A 14,209-nucleotide genomic window follows, 5' to 3' on the forward strand; every position below is an offset into this window, starting at 1 on the left:
TTAACAATTTGATAATTTACCAATACCAATATTTTTATGTAATATTCTAAGTTTAAAGTTCTTATGAAATAGGTCATTTTTTTTCATTTGAAAAAACTATTACTTTTGTAGCGATGAATTTATTTGTACTTTTGAATCAAGAACTTTTTTAACAAATTAACCTCAAATTTTATTTTATGAATCAAAAAACTACTTTTTTAAAATTAGTTATTTCTGCATTCGTTTTGATGTTTTTTACACTTCAATCTAATGCCCAAGTAACTACTGCTGCCATTTCTGGCGTTGTAATTGACAAATCAGGAGAAGGTCTTCCAGGAGCCACCGTTGTAGCCTTGCATGTGCCGTCTGGTTCTAAATATGCTGCCGTAACAAACAACTCTGGTCGTTACACTTTACCTGCTGTTAGGGTTGGTGGGCCTTTTACGGTTACTGTTACTTTTGTGGGTTACAAAGATGAGTCGAAGTCAGGAGTTATTACCAACTTGGGTACATCGTCAAACGTTGACTTCAAAATGGCAGAAGAAGGTAAAATGCTTGAAGAAATCAGTGTAGTTTCATCAAGATCAGACATTTTCTCTTCAGGCAGAACAGGTGCTGCTACGACTTTCGGTCGTGAGGCGGTGAATAATTTACCTACATTGAGCCGTACTATGAACAGCATCACAAAGTACAACGCTTACAGTAATGGTAACTCTTTTGCTGGACAGGATAGCCGTTTCAATAATATCACTATTGATGGTTCGGTTTTCAACAACGGATTTGGATTGGGTTCTGACGCAGCTGCTGGTGGTCGTACAGGTACTTCTGCCATATCTTTGGACGCCATTGAGCAAATCCAAATCAACATTGCTCCTTTTGACATTCGTCAGTCGGGATTTGCTGGTGCGGGTATAAACGCCGTTACAAGATCAGGCACTAATGACTACTCTGGTTCGGTTTACACATTTTTACAAAGCGACGGTTTGGTTGGCAAAAAAGCAAACGGAATTGCAATTCCTGCTGCTGACTTTAAAGAAAACTCATTTGGTTTTAGAGTGGGTGGTCCAATTTTAAAAAACAAATTGTTTTTCTTTGTAAACGGAGAATTCTTGAATCGTGCTAAACCAGCATTGGACTGGATTGCTGGCCGTCCTGGTGCTACAGGTAGTGTGTCTCGTACCACTGCAGCTGATATTGAAGACTTAGGTAAATTTATGCAAGAGAAATTTGATTACAACATCGGTGCTGTTGATCAGTTCAACAACGAAGTTAAATCAAATAAATTTTTGGGCCGTTTGGACTTCAACTTGAATGAGAAAAACAAGTTTACTTTGCGTTACTCTCACCACGATTCAAAATCAGATGCCTTGATATCAAACTCAAACAGTGGTAACACTGCAGGATTTGGTAACAGAAGTAACTCAGCCTTGGCTCTTTCTCCTCAAAACACAGGATATATCATACAAGACAACACTCGTTCGATTGTAGGTGAGTGGAACTCTACATTTAGTGGAAAATTAGCTAACAATTTGATTGGAACATTCAATAAGCAAATTGAAGACAGAGAATATCGTACACAGCAGTTCCCAACTGTTGAAATCAGAAAAGACAACACCACTTATACTACAATTGGTTTTGACCCTTTTACGCCTGATAACAAATTGGATTACTCAACTTTCAATTTGACAGATAACTTGACTTACTTTGCTGGAAAGCATACTTTGACTTTTGGTGGTGCATTTGAATATTTCAAATCAAACAACTTGTTTTTCTATGCAAGCAATGGTGTTTGGGCATTTAACTCAATAGAAGATTTCAAAACTGCAGCTAATGCTTACTTGGATAACAAAAACCTTACTACATCGCCAGTACCAGTAGCGAAGTTTGACTACAGATATTCATTAGTAGAAGGCGGAGAGGCTCCTTGGCAGAGATTAAAAGTTTACACGACAAGTTTCTATGCTCAAGATGATTTCCAAGTAACTGAGAAATTTAAATTGGCATATGGTCTACGTGGAGACTATATCAATGTAGCTCCAACAGCCGGAAACTACTATAACCCTGTTGTAGATGGCTTGACCTTTAAATTACCTGACAACTCAGATTATAAGGTAAATATGGCGAACTTGCCAAAAGGTCGTTTATATTGGTCTCCAAGAATCGGATTCAACTGGGATGTAAAAGGAGATAAGACAACTCAAATTAGAGGTGGATCAGGATTGTTCCTATCTAGGATTCCTTACGTTTTGATTTCGAACCAATTAGGTAACAACGGTGTAAACATCTCTGGCTTAAGTAAAACTCCAGCAACGGGGTCGATAAACTATCCTTTCACTTTAGACCCTTCGGTTTACAGACCTACCACTACTGACATTACTAAGATTACAGGTTACAATATCAATGCTTCAGATCCTGATTTGAAATTCCCTCAAATTTGGAAAACAAACTTGGCCGTTGACCAAAAGCTTCCTTTTGGAATAATAGGAACAATTGAAGGTATTTTCAACAAATACATCAATTCTTTGAAATATATCGATGCTAACTTGAAGCCAGCTGCGGCTATTTTCTCAGGACTTGACAATAGAGACAGATACCCTGCATCTGCGGTTGCTGGAACTAACAGATATATCAATTCGCAAATAAACGGAGCTTTGATGCTTACAAACTCTGACGAAGGTTACTCTTATAGTGTGACAACTAAATTGGAAAAACCAATGGGTGCTAACGGAATTGGTGGAATGGTTGGATATACCAATGCAAAAGCAATGGACATAGCGAACGTTTCATCTACTGTTGACTTGAACACGCCTTCGGTACAAGGTCTTAACTATCTTGACCTAGCTTATTCTAACAATGACTTGCGTCACAGATTTGTTGGATATGTAAACAAGAGATTTGTTTATGGGGGCGAGTTTGGTGGAGCAACTATGCTGACACTAGGTATGACTTCACAAAGTGGATTCAAAGTATCTTATGTATCTGGCAATGACATCAATGGAGACGGTGTAACATTAAACGACCTTCTATTTGTACCTAACAACGGTAATCAAACTGCTTTTGCTCAGTTTACAAGCACTTACACTGATGCCGCTGGAGCAAGACAAACACTTACTTGGACACCAGCTCAACAACAAGAGGCTTGGGAGAAATTCATAGAGAACAACCCTTACTTGAAAACAAGAAGAGGCAAATATGCAGAAAGAAACGGAGGATACTCTCCATGGTTGACAAGATTCGACTTCACTGCTGAGCAAGATGTTTATATCAACGTAGGTGGCAAGAAAAATACGCTACGTTTCCGTGCTGATATATTGAACGTGGGTAACATGTTGAACAACAAATGGGGTGTGGGTAACCTAACCACCGGTAACGTTATGACATTGGGAAGCACTGTAAACGGCGTGCCAACTTACAGATTGGCAACACAAACCATAGCTGGAGTTCCAACATTGATTCAAGATTCGTTCGTGAAAGCAATCAATATTGATAACGTATTCCAATTACAGTTAGGATTGAGATATATCTTCAACTAATTAGGAAAATCTACAAAAGAATCCCGCTCCTTAGGTGCGGGATTTTTTTTGTTTAAATTTGTCCTCAATACATATGCTGACTATGGAACAAAGCAGAAATAAAGACTTAATATTGAGAGAAAACCTTGCTCTTCAAAGAACCGTTTTGGCCAACCAGTCAACACTTTTGTCCTTTCTAAGAACTTCACTATATTTTACAATTGCGGCATTAAGTCTTCACAATTTATTAAAAATCAAAAACTCTCCATATTTAGAAATTATGCTAATTCTGTTTCAATTTTGCTTTTTATTTCAGAAACAGCAAACTTTTTTATTCATCGAAAAAGAATAGTGAAAAGCGTATCGGAAATTATAAAGACAAATATTTAAAATAATAAAATATGAATTTAAATCTTAAAAACAGAAATGCCTTTATTGGTGGCAGTTCCAAAGGAATAGGTTTTGCGGCCGCAGTAGAACTTGCTAACAGTGAAGCTAATGTTACGTTGGTAGGTAGAAATGAAGAATTACTTAAACAAAAACTTTCTGAACTACCAGTGTTATCCGAAACCCAAATTCACGATTATGTCGTATTAGATTATACGGATATTGAGAATTTAAAAACAGTTGTCAATCAATTGGTATCAAAGAGAGACTATCAAATATTGGTCAATAACACTGGTGGACCAGCAGGTGGAGATATCATAAATGAAAGTCAGGAAAAATTCGAATCGATTTTTCAACAACATTTAATAGCTAATCAAATACTTACTCAAGCATTTGTACCTGCCATGAAAAAGGCAGGGTTTGGTAGAATTGTAAATGTGATTTCTGTTTCGGTAAAACAACCCTTGGTTGGTTTGGGCGTTTCTAATACCATCAGGTGGGCTGTGGCTGCTTGGGCAAAAACGCTTTCAAAAGAAATCGCTCAATTTGGAATAACAGTAAACAACGTATTACCGGGATATACCTTAACAGGGCGATTGGACGAAGTACTTACGCAGAAGTCAGCCGCATCAAATATTGCAAGATCTGAAATAGAAAATCAAATTTTGACAAATATTCCTACTGGCAAGTTTGCAACAGCAGAAGAAGTAGGAGCGGCAGTGGCATTTTTGTGCTCACCTATAGCCGCTTCCATAAATGGTGTAAACCTTCCTGTAGATGGCGGCCTTTCGATGAGTCTCTGAAAAAACAGTGTTTTTGACACCTCAGAAAACTAATTAGTATGAATTTGCGTTGAAGTTAAATAAACAAACCTTTAATATTTTTATGAGAAAACTTATTGTACTTGCTCTTTCGGTAATATCATTAGGTGCTTTTGCACAGGCAATCAAAACTCCAGCTCCTAGTCCAGGACAAACCATCAAACAAGATTTTGCACTTTCAAGTGTTGAGGTAACCTACTCAAGACCAGCTGCAAAAGGCAGAAAAATATTTGGCGACTTAGTTCCTTTCGGCAAAATGTGGAGAACAGGAGCAAATTCGCAAACTTTGATCACTTTTGGTGAAGATGTAACTGTTGGCGGAAAAGCAGTGAAAGCAGGTAAATACTCTATTTTGTCTGTTCCAGGTAAAACTGAGTGGGAAATTATACTTGCTAAACCAGAAACAAGTGTATTTAACTTCAAAGCTGAAAACGAAGTAACACGTTTTACAGCAAAACCGACAACTTTACCGATGAATGTTGAAAACTTCATGATTTTGTTTGGTGCCCAGACTTCTAACAGTGTAAATATGAGCATAATTTGGGAAAACACTGAGGTTGAGTTTCCAATCGTGGCAGATATTGATTCAAAAATCATGGCTGATATAGACAAAGCTATGAATGTAGACAGCAAGCCTTATTTTGCGGCGGCTTCTTATTATTTTGACAATGGCAAAGACTTGACAAAAGCATTAGCTTGGGCAAACAGAGCTGTGGATGCTCAACCAGATGCGTACTGGATTGCTCATTTGAAGGCTAAAATACAAGCTAAGGCAGGAGACAAAGCTGGTGCTATTGCAACTGCTAAAAAATCTTTGGAATTAGCCACAAAAGGCAATAACCCTGACTACGTAACCTTAAACGAGAAATTGATTAAGTCCCTGAATTAATTATTTAGGAATTTTCAGAATAACAAAAGAGGAAAGCAAAAGCTTCCTCTTTTTTATTTTATAGGAATAATAATGATGGCCTTGGTACCTAACGGTTGCTGGTTATTGTCAAGCATATCTTCAAAATCCATCACAATTTCTTTATTAATGTTTTTGGCAAAATTCTCTAATCGTTCTTTGGTAAGCTTGAGGCCAATTGACTTTTGCTTCGAAACCTTATTCTCTTTGATTTCTTGAGCTTTTTGACGGCCAATACCATTGTCCACAATTTCGAACGAAATCTGCCCCTTCACTTTATTGGTAATGAATATCTTCAGTATTTTATCGCCTACTTTATTAGACAAACCATGCCAAATGGCGTTTTCAATAAACGGCTGAAGTATCATCGAAGGAATTTTTATAAGATCCGTATTGATTTTTTCATCGATAATTACTTCGTAATGAATTTTTTCTGTAAAACGAATGCTTTCAATATTGACATAGAGTTCCATTGTTTCAAGCTCTTCCTTTAAGCTGATTTCTTTCTCCCTTGAGTTTGAAAGTATGGTCCGTATGAGTTTCGAAAACTTATTAAGATAGTAAACGGCATTTTCTTTTTCATTATTTATGATATATAACTTAATAGAATTGAGCGAGTTAAACAAAAAATGTGGATTCATCTGTGAACGCATCATTTGTTGCTCTAACATTAAAACCTGTTTTTCGTTCTTGAGCTGATACTGTCTGTACCAAATAAACAACAAGCCCGCCAATAAAGTGAGCAGAATTCCGGCGAAGATCATAATCCGTTGATTCTCAAAAAGGCGGTATTTTACCAGTTCATTTTCTTTTTCAAGAAGGGCTATTTGACTCTCTTTTTTCTCATTGTCATATTTCACAATCAACTCCGCTGTGTACCTGAGATTCTCTTCATTGAGTATTTTTTCACTAAACAATTGTTTCTTTTTGAGGTTTTCGAGGGCTTTGGGATACTCCCCTTTTGACTCATACAAATAAGCCAAATGCGTGTAGGCCTCAGATGTGGATGAATTAAAGTTATTGGCAATCGCCAAATCTAAGCCCCCTAGCAAATATTTCTCCGCACTTGGGTAGTCCTTGAGTATGCTCAATGCCCAACCAGAGTTAATTTTAGCCATGGTGATATAGTATTTATCGCCCAATTTTTCGGCCAAAGCAATAGTCGGAAGTATTCTCCTAAGCCCTTCCCCTGGTTTATTTTGTTTTATAAGTATTTGACCTATAGAATTTTCACAAATTATTTTCCCTAATTCTGAATTTATTTGAATGTTATAATCAAGCGAGGCTTTATAATTTACCAATGCTTCATCGAGCTTATTTTGGGCTTCTTTGATAATACCAATGTTTTGATAATTGATAGCCAACCCCAATTTATTCTCCAGTTTTTTCTCAATTTCCATGGATTTAGTAAACTGCTGCTCTGCCAGTTCATATTGCTTCAGAACCAGATAAATATTACCTATACTGTTTAAAGAAACAGCTGTGCTTCGCAAAATACTCTCAGATTTCAGGCTTATCTTATCCGCTATGCTCAATGCCTGCTTATGAAAATCAAGAGCCAAACGTACTTCGTCAAGCCTCCGATACGAAACTCCAAGCATATTAAGACTATTGATAATGGATTCTTGATTTTTTATCTCTTCAGAAAGCTTAAGTGCCTGTAAGTGAAGTCGAATTGACTCTTTGTATTTCGAAGTGTTTCTTGCTATAACTCCCAAAGCATTCAATCCAAAAACTCTTACAATAGGAAAATCTGTTATTTCTGAAAGGGTTTTCATAGAAACAGAATCTCTCTTGAAATCATTCAGTGCCTCATCTATCTGAATGAGATCTAAGTTAGGTTGAGACTTAAGTTTAGCTATCACCTCCAAGACTTTTGGACCTGCAAAAGAAGTAAGTGAATTCAACAAAAAAGATATAAGAAAAAGTATTACGAGTTTCTTCATTTATTTTTCGAGAAAAAGTCCTTTTTTGGTCCTAGAGACTGGAATATGTTTTCCATTTGTTAAAACTAAGTAGCCCTCGTTTTTTTGATACTCCCTTACTTTATTGAGGTTGACCACGAAAGAATTATGCACTCTATAGAAAATATTCTTGGGCAACTTTTCTTCGATATTTTTGAGAATCTGTGTCAAAAAAAGTTTTTGACCATTTTCTAAAAAAACATTACAATAATTACCATCACTTTCACAAAAAAGAATTTCATTGGGCTCTAAGAAATATATCTTCCCATCACAGCTAATATTTATTTTTCTCGAATTAATGGTCTGTAATGTATTTATATTAAGTAACATATCCTCAAGGATATCCTTAATATTTGTTGAGTTTTTGTAGGCTCTAATTTTCTCAATCGACTTAATCAAATCATCAGAATCAATCGGTTTCAAAAGATAATCTAAGGCTTGCATTTTCAAAGCTTGAATTCCATATTGGTCATACGCTGTAGTTATTATTACAGAAAACTCTCGCTGAGGAAAAAATTCGAGAAAGCGAAATCCATCCATTTGAGGCATGTCTATGTCCAAAAAAATACAATCAATAGAATTGTTTAAGAGAAAATCTTTAGCATCAAATGGGTTTGTAAAAGTTGCCAAAACACAAACATTGGGACAGAAACTCTTGAGTTCCCATTCCAAACTTTGAATCGCCTTTGATTCGTCGTCTAATATTATTACGTTTAACATAATGGTTAAAATGTCAACCTAAATATAATAAAAACAAATCACTAAGAAATGATTTATGTATAAACAGCGTTTATTCACAAACAATCTGCTATACTATTTGTGTATTTAGAAATTTTGAAACTTATTTTTGATAAATAATATCTTATAATGAAAAATACTGCGTGGATAGCTTTACTTTTTTCTTTGGTATTTGTTTTTACCCTTGGATGTAATAAAAATACTGTAGATTTAGAAAATGCCAGTACTTTTGAAAATATACAAACCGAAATACTCAATACTTCATGTGCAGTTTCGGGTTGTCATTTAAATGAATCCGATGGCACATTTGCTCAGCACGGACTGATATTATCGCAAGGAAAAGCCTATGAAAATCTGGTAAATGCCATCTCTAAAAATCAAACCGCAAAAGAAGAAAACTTAAAGAGGGTTTTGCCTTTTGATGCCGAAAACAGCCTTCTTTACCAAAAAATGCTTTTTGAAACCACTCACAAGAGCAACAAAAACTTTGGAAGCATTATGCCTTTGGGCAAAGACATGCTTTTTACGGGTCAGATTGAATACATCAGAAGATGGATTGAAGCAGGAGCACCTAAAGAAGGCAATATTGTAGATATCAGTTTATTAGCCGATAAAACTTCAGTTTTAAAGAAATTTGAGCCGCTAGCAGCACCTACTGCTGAGCAAGGTTTTCAGATGAAACTCGAGCCTTTTGAGATTTATCCATATTTTGAAAGGGAGGTATTTATAAGAAAGCCATTGAATAATTCCCAAAATGTGTTTGTGAATAAGTTTCAACTAAAAATGCACCCGGGAAGCCACCATTTTATTTTATATGGTTTTAGAAATAATCTGAATCTACCACAGCTGAACGAAATAAGAGATTTACGAAACAAAGACCAATCGTTTAATCTTACTACACTTCAGCAAATTGGCAACCATGTGTTTTATTTTGGCGGAAGCGAAAGCAATTTTACTTTTAATTTCCCCGAAGGAACTGCAGTAGAGCTACCTGCCAACATGACCTTTGATGTAAACTCGCATTATTTCAACAAAGGTGCAAAGTCTTACAATGGTGAGGTCTATATAAATTTATACACCGTGCCAAAAGAAAAAGTAAAAAAGACACTGAAAGTGCTAGACTTAGGCAATACAACTTTTGTTTTGCCGCCTAATAAAACAACAACCGTTAGCAAAGATTTCAAATTCGACAAAAACGTTAAAGTGGTGACTTTGTTTTCACATACACATAAATTGGGCGAGAAGTTCGAGGTACTCATAAAAGGAGGAGCCAGAAACGGCGAAGTGATATATACTTCTACAAACTGGGAGCATCCAGCCAAAATAGATTTTGCAAATCCTATTGCACTTAAAGCAGGAGAAAGCTTAACTTCAAGAATAACCTACAACAATTACACCGACCAAACAATCAGATTTGGATTTACTTCCGAAGATGAAATGGGAATTATTTTTGGATATTATTATGAGGACTAGTGTTGGTTGAATGGTGGATTGGTTATTGGTTGACTGGTTACTGGTTAATCGAAAATCTACTTCCTGTTTTAAATTCATTCTTTTCCAAAAGGGCATAAAAAAAGGAGCTGTTAGCTCCTTTTTCTGTTATCCTTATTTCTTCTTTCTGTGTACTTTAATCATATCGGCATCAGCCAATATTCTTCCGCAATGCTCACAGATGATGATTTTTTGCTTATCCATAATATCAGCCTGACGTTGTGGTGGTACCACGTTAAAACAACCTCCACAAGCACCTCTGTCGACTGCTACAACGGCCAATCCGTTCTTTGCACCGCCTCTTATTCTTACGTAAGCTTTAAGTAGCCTATCTTCAACCTTTTTAGATTGTTTCTCCGACTGCTTTATCAATTTCTCCTCTTCGTCTTGGCTATCAGACACCAATTTGTCAAGTTCCTGACGCTTCTGCTCCAATACCTCAGATCTTTTGTCTTTGGCAGCATTGGTATCTTCTATTTCTTTGTCTTTAACACTAATTTTGTATTCAGCCTCTCTGACTCTTTTCTCAGACAATTGAATCTCCAATTCCTGTAATTCAAGTTCCTTTGTAATGGCGTCAAACTCACGATTGTTACGCACATTCATCTGCTGATCCTTATATTTGATTATAAGTTTTTCAGCATCCTTTTTATTATGAACATGACGCTCGATTTCTTCTTTGAGTGCGTTTATCTCTACTTGGAATTTACCAATTCTGGTTTCGATTCCAATCACCTCGTCTTCAAGGTCTTTCACTTCTTCTGGCAAATCGCCACGAAGCTTTCTCAATTGATCTAATCTTGAATCAATTTCCTGTAATTCCAAAAGTGTAACCAGCTTGTCTGCTATTGTAATCTCCATATACTTAAGAATGTAAAAAGAACACCTCTTTTAATGATAATATTTAATTGGATTCGTATCTATTTCCGATAAATAGGACGCAAAATTAGTGAATTTTTTTGAAATTATTTCTACAATTAAATCTTTTGTGTATACTTCGCTCTCAAAATGTCCAATATCTGCAATCATTATCTGATTTTCGGCATCAAAAAACTCATGATACTTGTAATCTGCCGTTACAAAAGCATCAGCACCTTGTTTTTTAGCATCCGCCAAAAGGAAACTTCCAACTCCACCACATACCGCCACTTTCTTGATTTTTTCAGCTTTTGTTTCGGTAAAACGAATAACATTCAAGTTCATACTATTTTTTAGGTATGCCAAAAACTCAGATTTGGACATGGCCTCCGGTAAATATCCTATGGCACCTGAACCTACCCCTTGGTTATCGTTTTCTATTTTGTGTAAATAATACGCCACCTCTTCATAACTATGGTTTTTACGCATGGCCTCTAATATTTTACCTTCTAAATAGGCAGGAAAAACGACCTCAATTCTGTTTTCTTCTACTTCTTCGTATTTATTATTCTGGCCAATCACTGGTGCTGCCACCGAATTTGGCTTAAAACTCCCTATTCCTGTAGATTTAAAGCTACAGTTGGAATAGTTTCCAATCTCACCCGCCCCCGCTGCATAAAAAGCATCTTGGAGTCTAGGAGTATTTTCTTTTGGACAAAAAACCGTAAGTTTCATCAAAGTATCTGACTTCGGTTTCAGAATACTTACATTTTGAAGATTCAGTTTCTCGGCTATTTTGAAATTAACGCCATTCGTTATATTATCCAAATTGGTATGAATGGCATAAATAGCAATATCATTTTTAATAGCCTTAATTACAGACTTTTCAATATAGTTTTTGCCATTCAGTTTTTTCAAACCTTTAAAAATCAATGGGTGATGGGCAATAATCAGGTTGCATTTTTTAGCAATGGCCTCCTCTATAACTTCCAAAGTCACATCCAAGCTCACCAATACATTAGTAATTTCAGCATTAGAATCACCCACAATGAGCCCGCAATTGTCATAATCTTCCTGGTAACTCAGTGGAGCTATCTTTTCTAAATAATCGGTAAGTTCTTTTATAGTCATTTTAAGATGTTTCTATTTATTTTATTTTTACATCTATGCTATCCAAAGGCTTTGTAAAAGGGTATTTCGTTTAAGCGGGTATTGGCATGAGCATATTTAAGCTTATTAATCTACTGTTTAAACTCTATTTCTCTTTCTGCGGGTGAAACCCACCTTACACACCTACGAAGGCAATAGCCTTCGCAGAGCGAATATATTGAAATTTCAGACTGCATTTAGAACACTTTCGAGTTCTTTCCTTTTATGATCAAAAATCTTAGTCCAATGTTGTTCCCCTATTTGCTTTTTACAAGACATAATCTCTGTTAAAATTTCATCCATTAATTGAAGCATTGTAAAGAAATATTGTTCCGCTCTTAACGTAGATTCTTTGTTACCTTGCAAGTACGAAATCAAAACTTCTTTTCTTGTATCAATTTGTTTTTGATACACCGAATGTAACTTCCCAGAATCAAAATCAGATAAAATACGATCGAGACTTGAATACAAATTCAAATCGATAGAGTAGAAATCGAAATAAAAAAAATCTTCTACTACTAATCCATAAATTTCAAAAACCAAGCATTTAGATGTCAAATATATTTTTTGATTATCAACAACTTTTAGCGTTAAATTATTTTTATTGACTAAATGTTTCAATTCCACAGTTTCAGATAAATAGCACACCTCTCTTAATGTCATAGAAATCAGGTTTTTATAGTATTCCACTCTGCATTACTCAAATTTATTGGCTTATAATCTTATTGTACTAAAAATTTCAATTCTTCTGCATACATAGCATACATACCTTTAAGCTGCCCTACAGCTGTCAAAAAATCAGACTTTATCGTTGGTCTTGTAGCTAAAATAATACCACCCTCGCAGTGCGAAAGCTATTGCCTTCGTACTGGTGTATTTCGGTCTTTGACCGAAGTGAAACATTATGCATTTTACCACTCATTAATTTCAATAATACTATTTTGTTTTGTAAAATCAATTATTGGAACAGAAGCAATGCAAACATCAATAATTCCTTCCTTTCTAACATAATTTGATGCACTTGAATAAACGTAATCAGAAGCTTTAGTTACAATTCCAGACCTAACCGGGTTCATATGAATATAATTAAGCTTTGTCCAGAAGAACTTCTCAGAAAATATTTCTTCAGGATGGTTACCATATTCCCAAAATTGATACTTGCTATTTCTGCTTTGACTTTTTGCAGCAAATTCAAATCGTTTCAACATCCAATCTGACCTACTCTCCGGACCAATTGAAATTGTCTCAAGTATTTTTTTTGCTGTAAATACCTTAAAATCCCTAACTAAATCTGACAAATTCCCAGTTTCTGCTTGAAAAATTACATGAATATGGTTACTCATAATTACATATCCGTGCAGAATTAATCCTTTTTGTTTTTGACAATATTTCAAACTTTCAGTTACTATATCACGATAAATCTTCCTCGTAAAAATATCTACCCAATCTACAACAGTAAATGTCATAAAATGTGGTTTACTTTGATTACGTATTTGATATCCTCCTTTCTCCATATTCTCTTATTCAGATATTTTTTTCTGCGGCTACAAGCCGCGATTCACACGTACGAAGGAAATATCCTTCGCACAGCTTTGCAATGCACAGCTTTAGAACCATCATTTCAAAAGCCTATAAATCAACAAAGTACTTCTTTTAATTAATTTCGGATATTCTTTGATGTTCATCGTTTCGGTGGGTGTGTGTGCACCTGAGCCTGAAGCACCGAGGCCATCGAGACAATCCACATAATCTGCCACATAACTAATATCTCCTGCACCTCTTGAGCCTGGGTCGCCTTCTTTTACGGCTCCCATGCCGAGGTCGATACTTACTTGGCTGAGCACTTTCATGATATTTCTGTTGCCTTCGGTTGGAGGCATAGAGGGTATGCCGTCTTTAAATCTGATTTGAGCAGAAGTTTGATTCAGGTTTCTTTTTACGATCTCCTGCATTTTTTGTCTAGCGACAATCTTCTGATTTTCAGTTAGAAATCTTAAATCTCCTGTCACTATAGTGCGTTTGGCTATGATATTGGTTTTGCCCAAAGAAATGCCTTTAGCTTCGGTTTCGTCATAGTTCACAAACGAACCTCCCACTATCTGACCAGGATTGAAGGTCAAATATTTTTCCTTACTCAAAGTTTCCCTGAATTCATTCAAAATACGCGAAGCTTCATAAATAGAGCCATAACCTGCACCTTCACTGAAAATCCCTGAGGAATGGGCTTGTTTGCCAGTTACGATGAGCGTCCAGCCGCTTGCTCCTCTCCTAGCCGTGGTGGCTATACCAAAGCCAGCGGTGGTTTCATAACCCAAGGCTACATCGCAAGCTTTGGCTCTTTCTATAAAGTCAGCCCTGGATATCGAAGTCGGTTTTCCGGACTCTTCTTCATCTCCAGTAAAA

12 protein-coding genes are annotated in these 14,209 nt (G+C 36.0%); 5 read left to right on the forward strand and 7 right to left on the reverse strand.

Annotation, left to right across the window (positions count from 1 at the left end):
- The first annotated feature begins 176 nt into the window (after positions 1-176).
- From EGI26_RS14325 to EGI26_RS14335, 4 genes are all read left to right on the forward strand, one after another.
- The gene (locus EGI26_RS14325) at positions 177-3,512 is read left to right on the forward strand and encodes a carboxypeptidase regulatory-like domain-containing protein (protein ID WP_255079351.1); all 3,336 of its coding nucleotides are present in this window, start codon (positions 177-179) and stop codon (positions 3,510-3,512) included.
- A gap of 82 nt (positions 3,513-3,594) precedes the next feature.
- Positions 3,595-3,843, forward strand: a complete 249-nt coding sequence (locus tag EGI26_RS21315; RefSeq protein WP_409035373.1) for a DUF202 domain-containing protein — start codon at positions 3,595-3,597, stop codon at positions 3,841-3,843.
- 49 nt (positions 3,844-3,892) lie between these two features.
- Entirely contained in the window at positions 3,893-4,681 is a 789-nt protein-coding gene (locus EGI26_RS14330; protein ID WP_255079353.1) for an SDR family oxidoreductase, read from the forward strand.
- 82 nt (positions 4,682-4,763) lie between these two features.
- Positions 4,764-5,588 (forward strand): DUF2911 domain-containing protein, encoded by an 825-nt coding sequence (locus tag EGI26_RS14335; RefSeq protein ID WP_255079354.1) that lies wholly within the window; start codon positions 4,764-4,766, stop codon positions 5,586-5,588.
- A 53-nt stretch (positions 5,589-5,641) separates the two neighbouring features.
- Here the strand turns inward: EGI26_RS14335 and EGI26_RS14340 are convergent, their stop codons facing one another.
- Together EGI26_RS14340 and EGI26_RS14345 are read right to left on the reverse strand one after the other, a co-directional pair.
- On the reverse strand, positions 5,642-7,552 hold the full coding sequence (locus tag EGI26_RS14340) for a tetratricopeptide repeat protein (RefSeq protein ID WP_255079355.1): 1,911 nt from the start codon (positions 7,550-7,552) through the stop codon (positions 5,642-5,644).
- The gene (locus tag EGI26_RS14345) at positions 7,553-8,290 is read right to left on the reverse strand and encodes a LytTR family DNA-binding domain-containing protein (RefSeq protein ID WP_255079357.1); all 738 of its coding nucleotides are present in this window, start codon (positions 8,288-8,290) and stop codon (positions 7,553-7,555) included. It lies immediately after the preceding gene.
- A gap of 147 nt (positions 8,291-8,437) precedes the next feature.
- On the opposite strand from EGI26_RS14345, the gene EGI26_RS14350 reads away from it, so the two are divergent.
- Positions 8,438-9,781, forward strand: a complete 1,344-nt coding sequence (locus EGI26_RS14350) for a hypothetical protein (protein ID WP_255079358.1) — start codon at positions 8,438-8,440, stop codon at positions 9,779-9,781.
- Positions 9,782-9,913: 132 nt separating this feature from the next.
- Here EGI26_RS14350 and EGI26_RS14355 read toward each other — a convergent pair whose 3' ends face one another.
- From EGI26_RS14355 to EGI26_RS14375, 5 genes are all read right to left on the reverse strand, one after another.
- The gene (locus EGI26_RS14355) at positions 9,914-10,660 is read right to left on the reverse strand and encodes a zinc ribbon domain-containing protein (RefSeq protein WP_255079359.1); all 747 of its coding nucleotides are present in this window, start codon (positions 10,658-10,660) and stop codon (positions 9,914-9,916) included.
- A gap of 30 nt (positions 10,661-10,690) precedes the next feature.
- Positions 10,691-11,788 carry a Nif3-like dinuclear metal center hexameric protein gene (locus EGI26_RS14360; protein ID WP_255079365.1) on the reverse strand — a complete coding sequence of 366 codons (1,098 nt, stop codon included), beginning with the start codon at positions 11,786-11,788 and terminating at the stop codon, positions 10,691-10,693.
- Between the two features lie 204 nt (positions 11,789-11,992).
- Positions 11,993-12,469, reverse strand: coding sequence for a hypothetical protein (locus EGI26_RS14365; RefSeq protein ID WP_255077338.1), 477 nt, complete (start codon positions 12,467-12,469; stop codon positions 11,993-11,995).
- 248 nt (positions 12,470-12,717) lie between these two features.
- Entirely contained in the window at positions 12,718-13,320 is a 603-nt protein-coding gene (locus tag EGI26_RS14370) for an REP-associated tyrosine transposase (RefSeq protein ID WP_255076740.1), read from the reverse strand.
- 102 nt (positions 13,321-13,422) lie between these two features.
- The coding region (locus tag EGI26_RS14375) for a M20/M25/M40 family metallo-hydrolase (protein WP_255079367.1) at positions 13,423-14,209 on the reverse strand (787 nt) is incomplete at its 5' end.

Origin of the sequence: Lacihabitans sp. CCS-44, from assembly GCF_024343735.1 — a bacterium.
Taxonomy (GTDB): Bacteria; Bacteroidota; Bacteroidia; order Cytophagales; family Spirosomataceae; genus Leadbetterella.

Coding starts and splice junctions, on each gene's coding strand:
- EGI26_RS14325 (WP_255079351.1), top strand. CDS start 177: ATGAATCAAAAAACTACTTTTTTAAAATTAGTTATTTCTGCATTCGTT.
- EGI26_RS21315 (WP_409035373.1), top strand. CDS start 3,595: ATGGAACAAAGCAGAAATAAAGACTTAATATTGAGAGAAAACCTTGCT.
- EGI26_RS14330 (WP_255079353.1), top strand. CDS start 3,893: ATGAATTTAAATCTTAAAAACAGAAATGCCTTTATTGGTGGCAGTTCC.
- EGI26_RS14335 (WP_255079354.1), top strand. CDS start 4,764: ATGAGAAAACTTATTGTACTTGCTCTTTCGGTAATATCATTAGGTGCT.
- EGI26_RS14340 (WP_255079355.1), bottom strand. CDS start 7,552: ATGAAGAAACTCGTAATACTTTTTCTTATATCTTTTTTGTTGAATTCA.
- EGI26_RS14345 (WP_255079357.1), bottom strand. CDS start 8,290: ATGTTAAACGTAATAATATTAGACGACGAATCAAAGGCGATTCAAAGT.
- EGI26_RS14350 (WP_255079358.1), top strand. CDS start 8,438: ATGAAAAATACTGCGTGGATAGCTTTACTTTTTTCTTTGGTATTTGTT.
- EGI26_RS14355 (WP_255079359.1), bottom strand. CDS start 10,660: ATGGAGATTACAATAGCAGACAAGCTGGTTACACTTTTGGAATTACAG.
- EGI26_RS14360 (WP_255079365.1), bottom strand. CDS start 11,788: ATGACTATAAAAGAACTTACCGATTATTTAGAAAAGATAGCTCCACTG.
- EGI26_RS14365 (WP_255077338.1), bottom strand. CDS start 12,469: ATGACATTAAGAGAGGTGTGCTATTTATCTGAAACTGTGGAATTGAAA.
- EGI26_RS14370 (WP_255076740.1), bottom strand. CDS start 13,320: ATGGAGAAAGGAGGATATCAAATACGTAATCAAAGTAAACCACATTTT.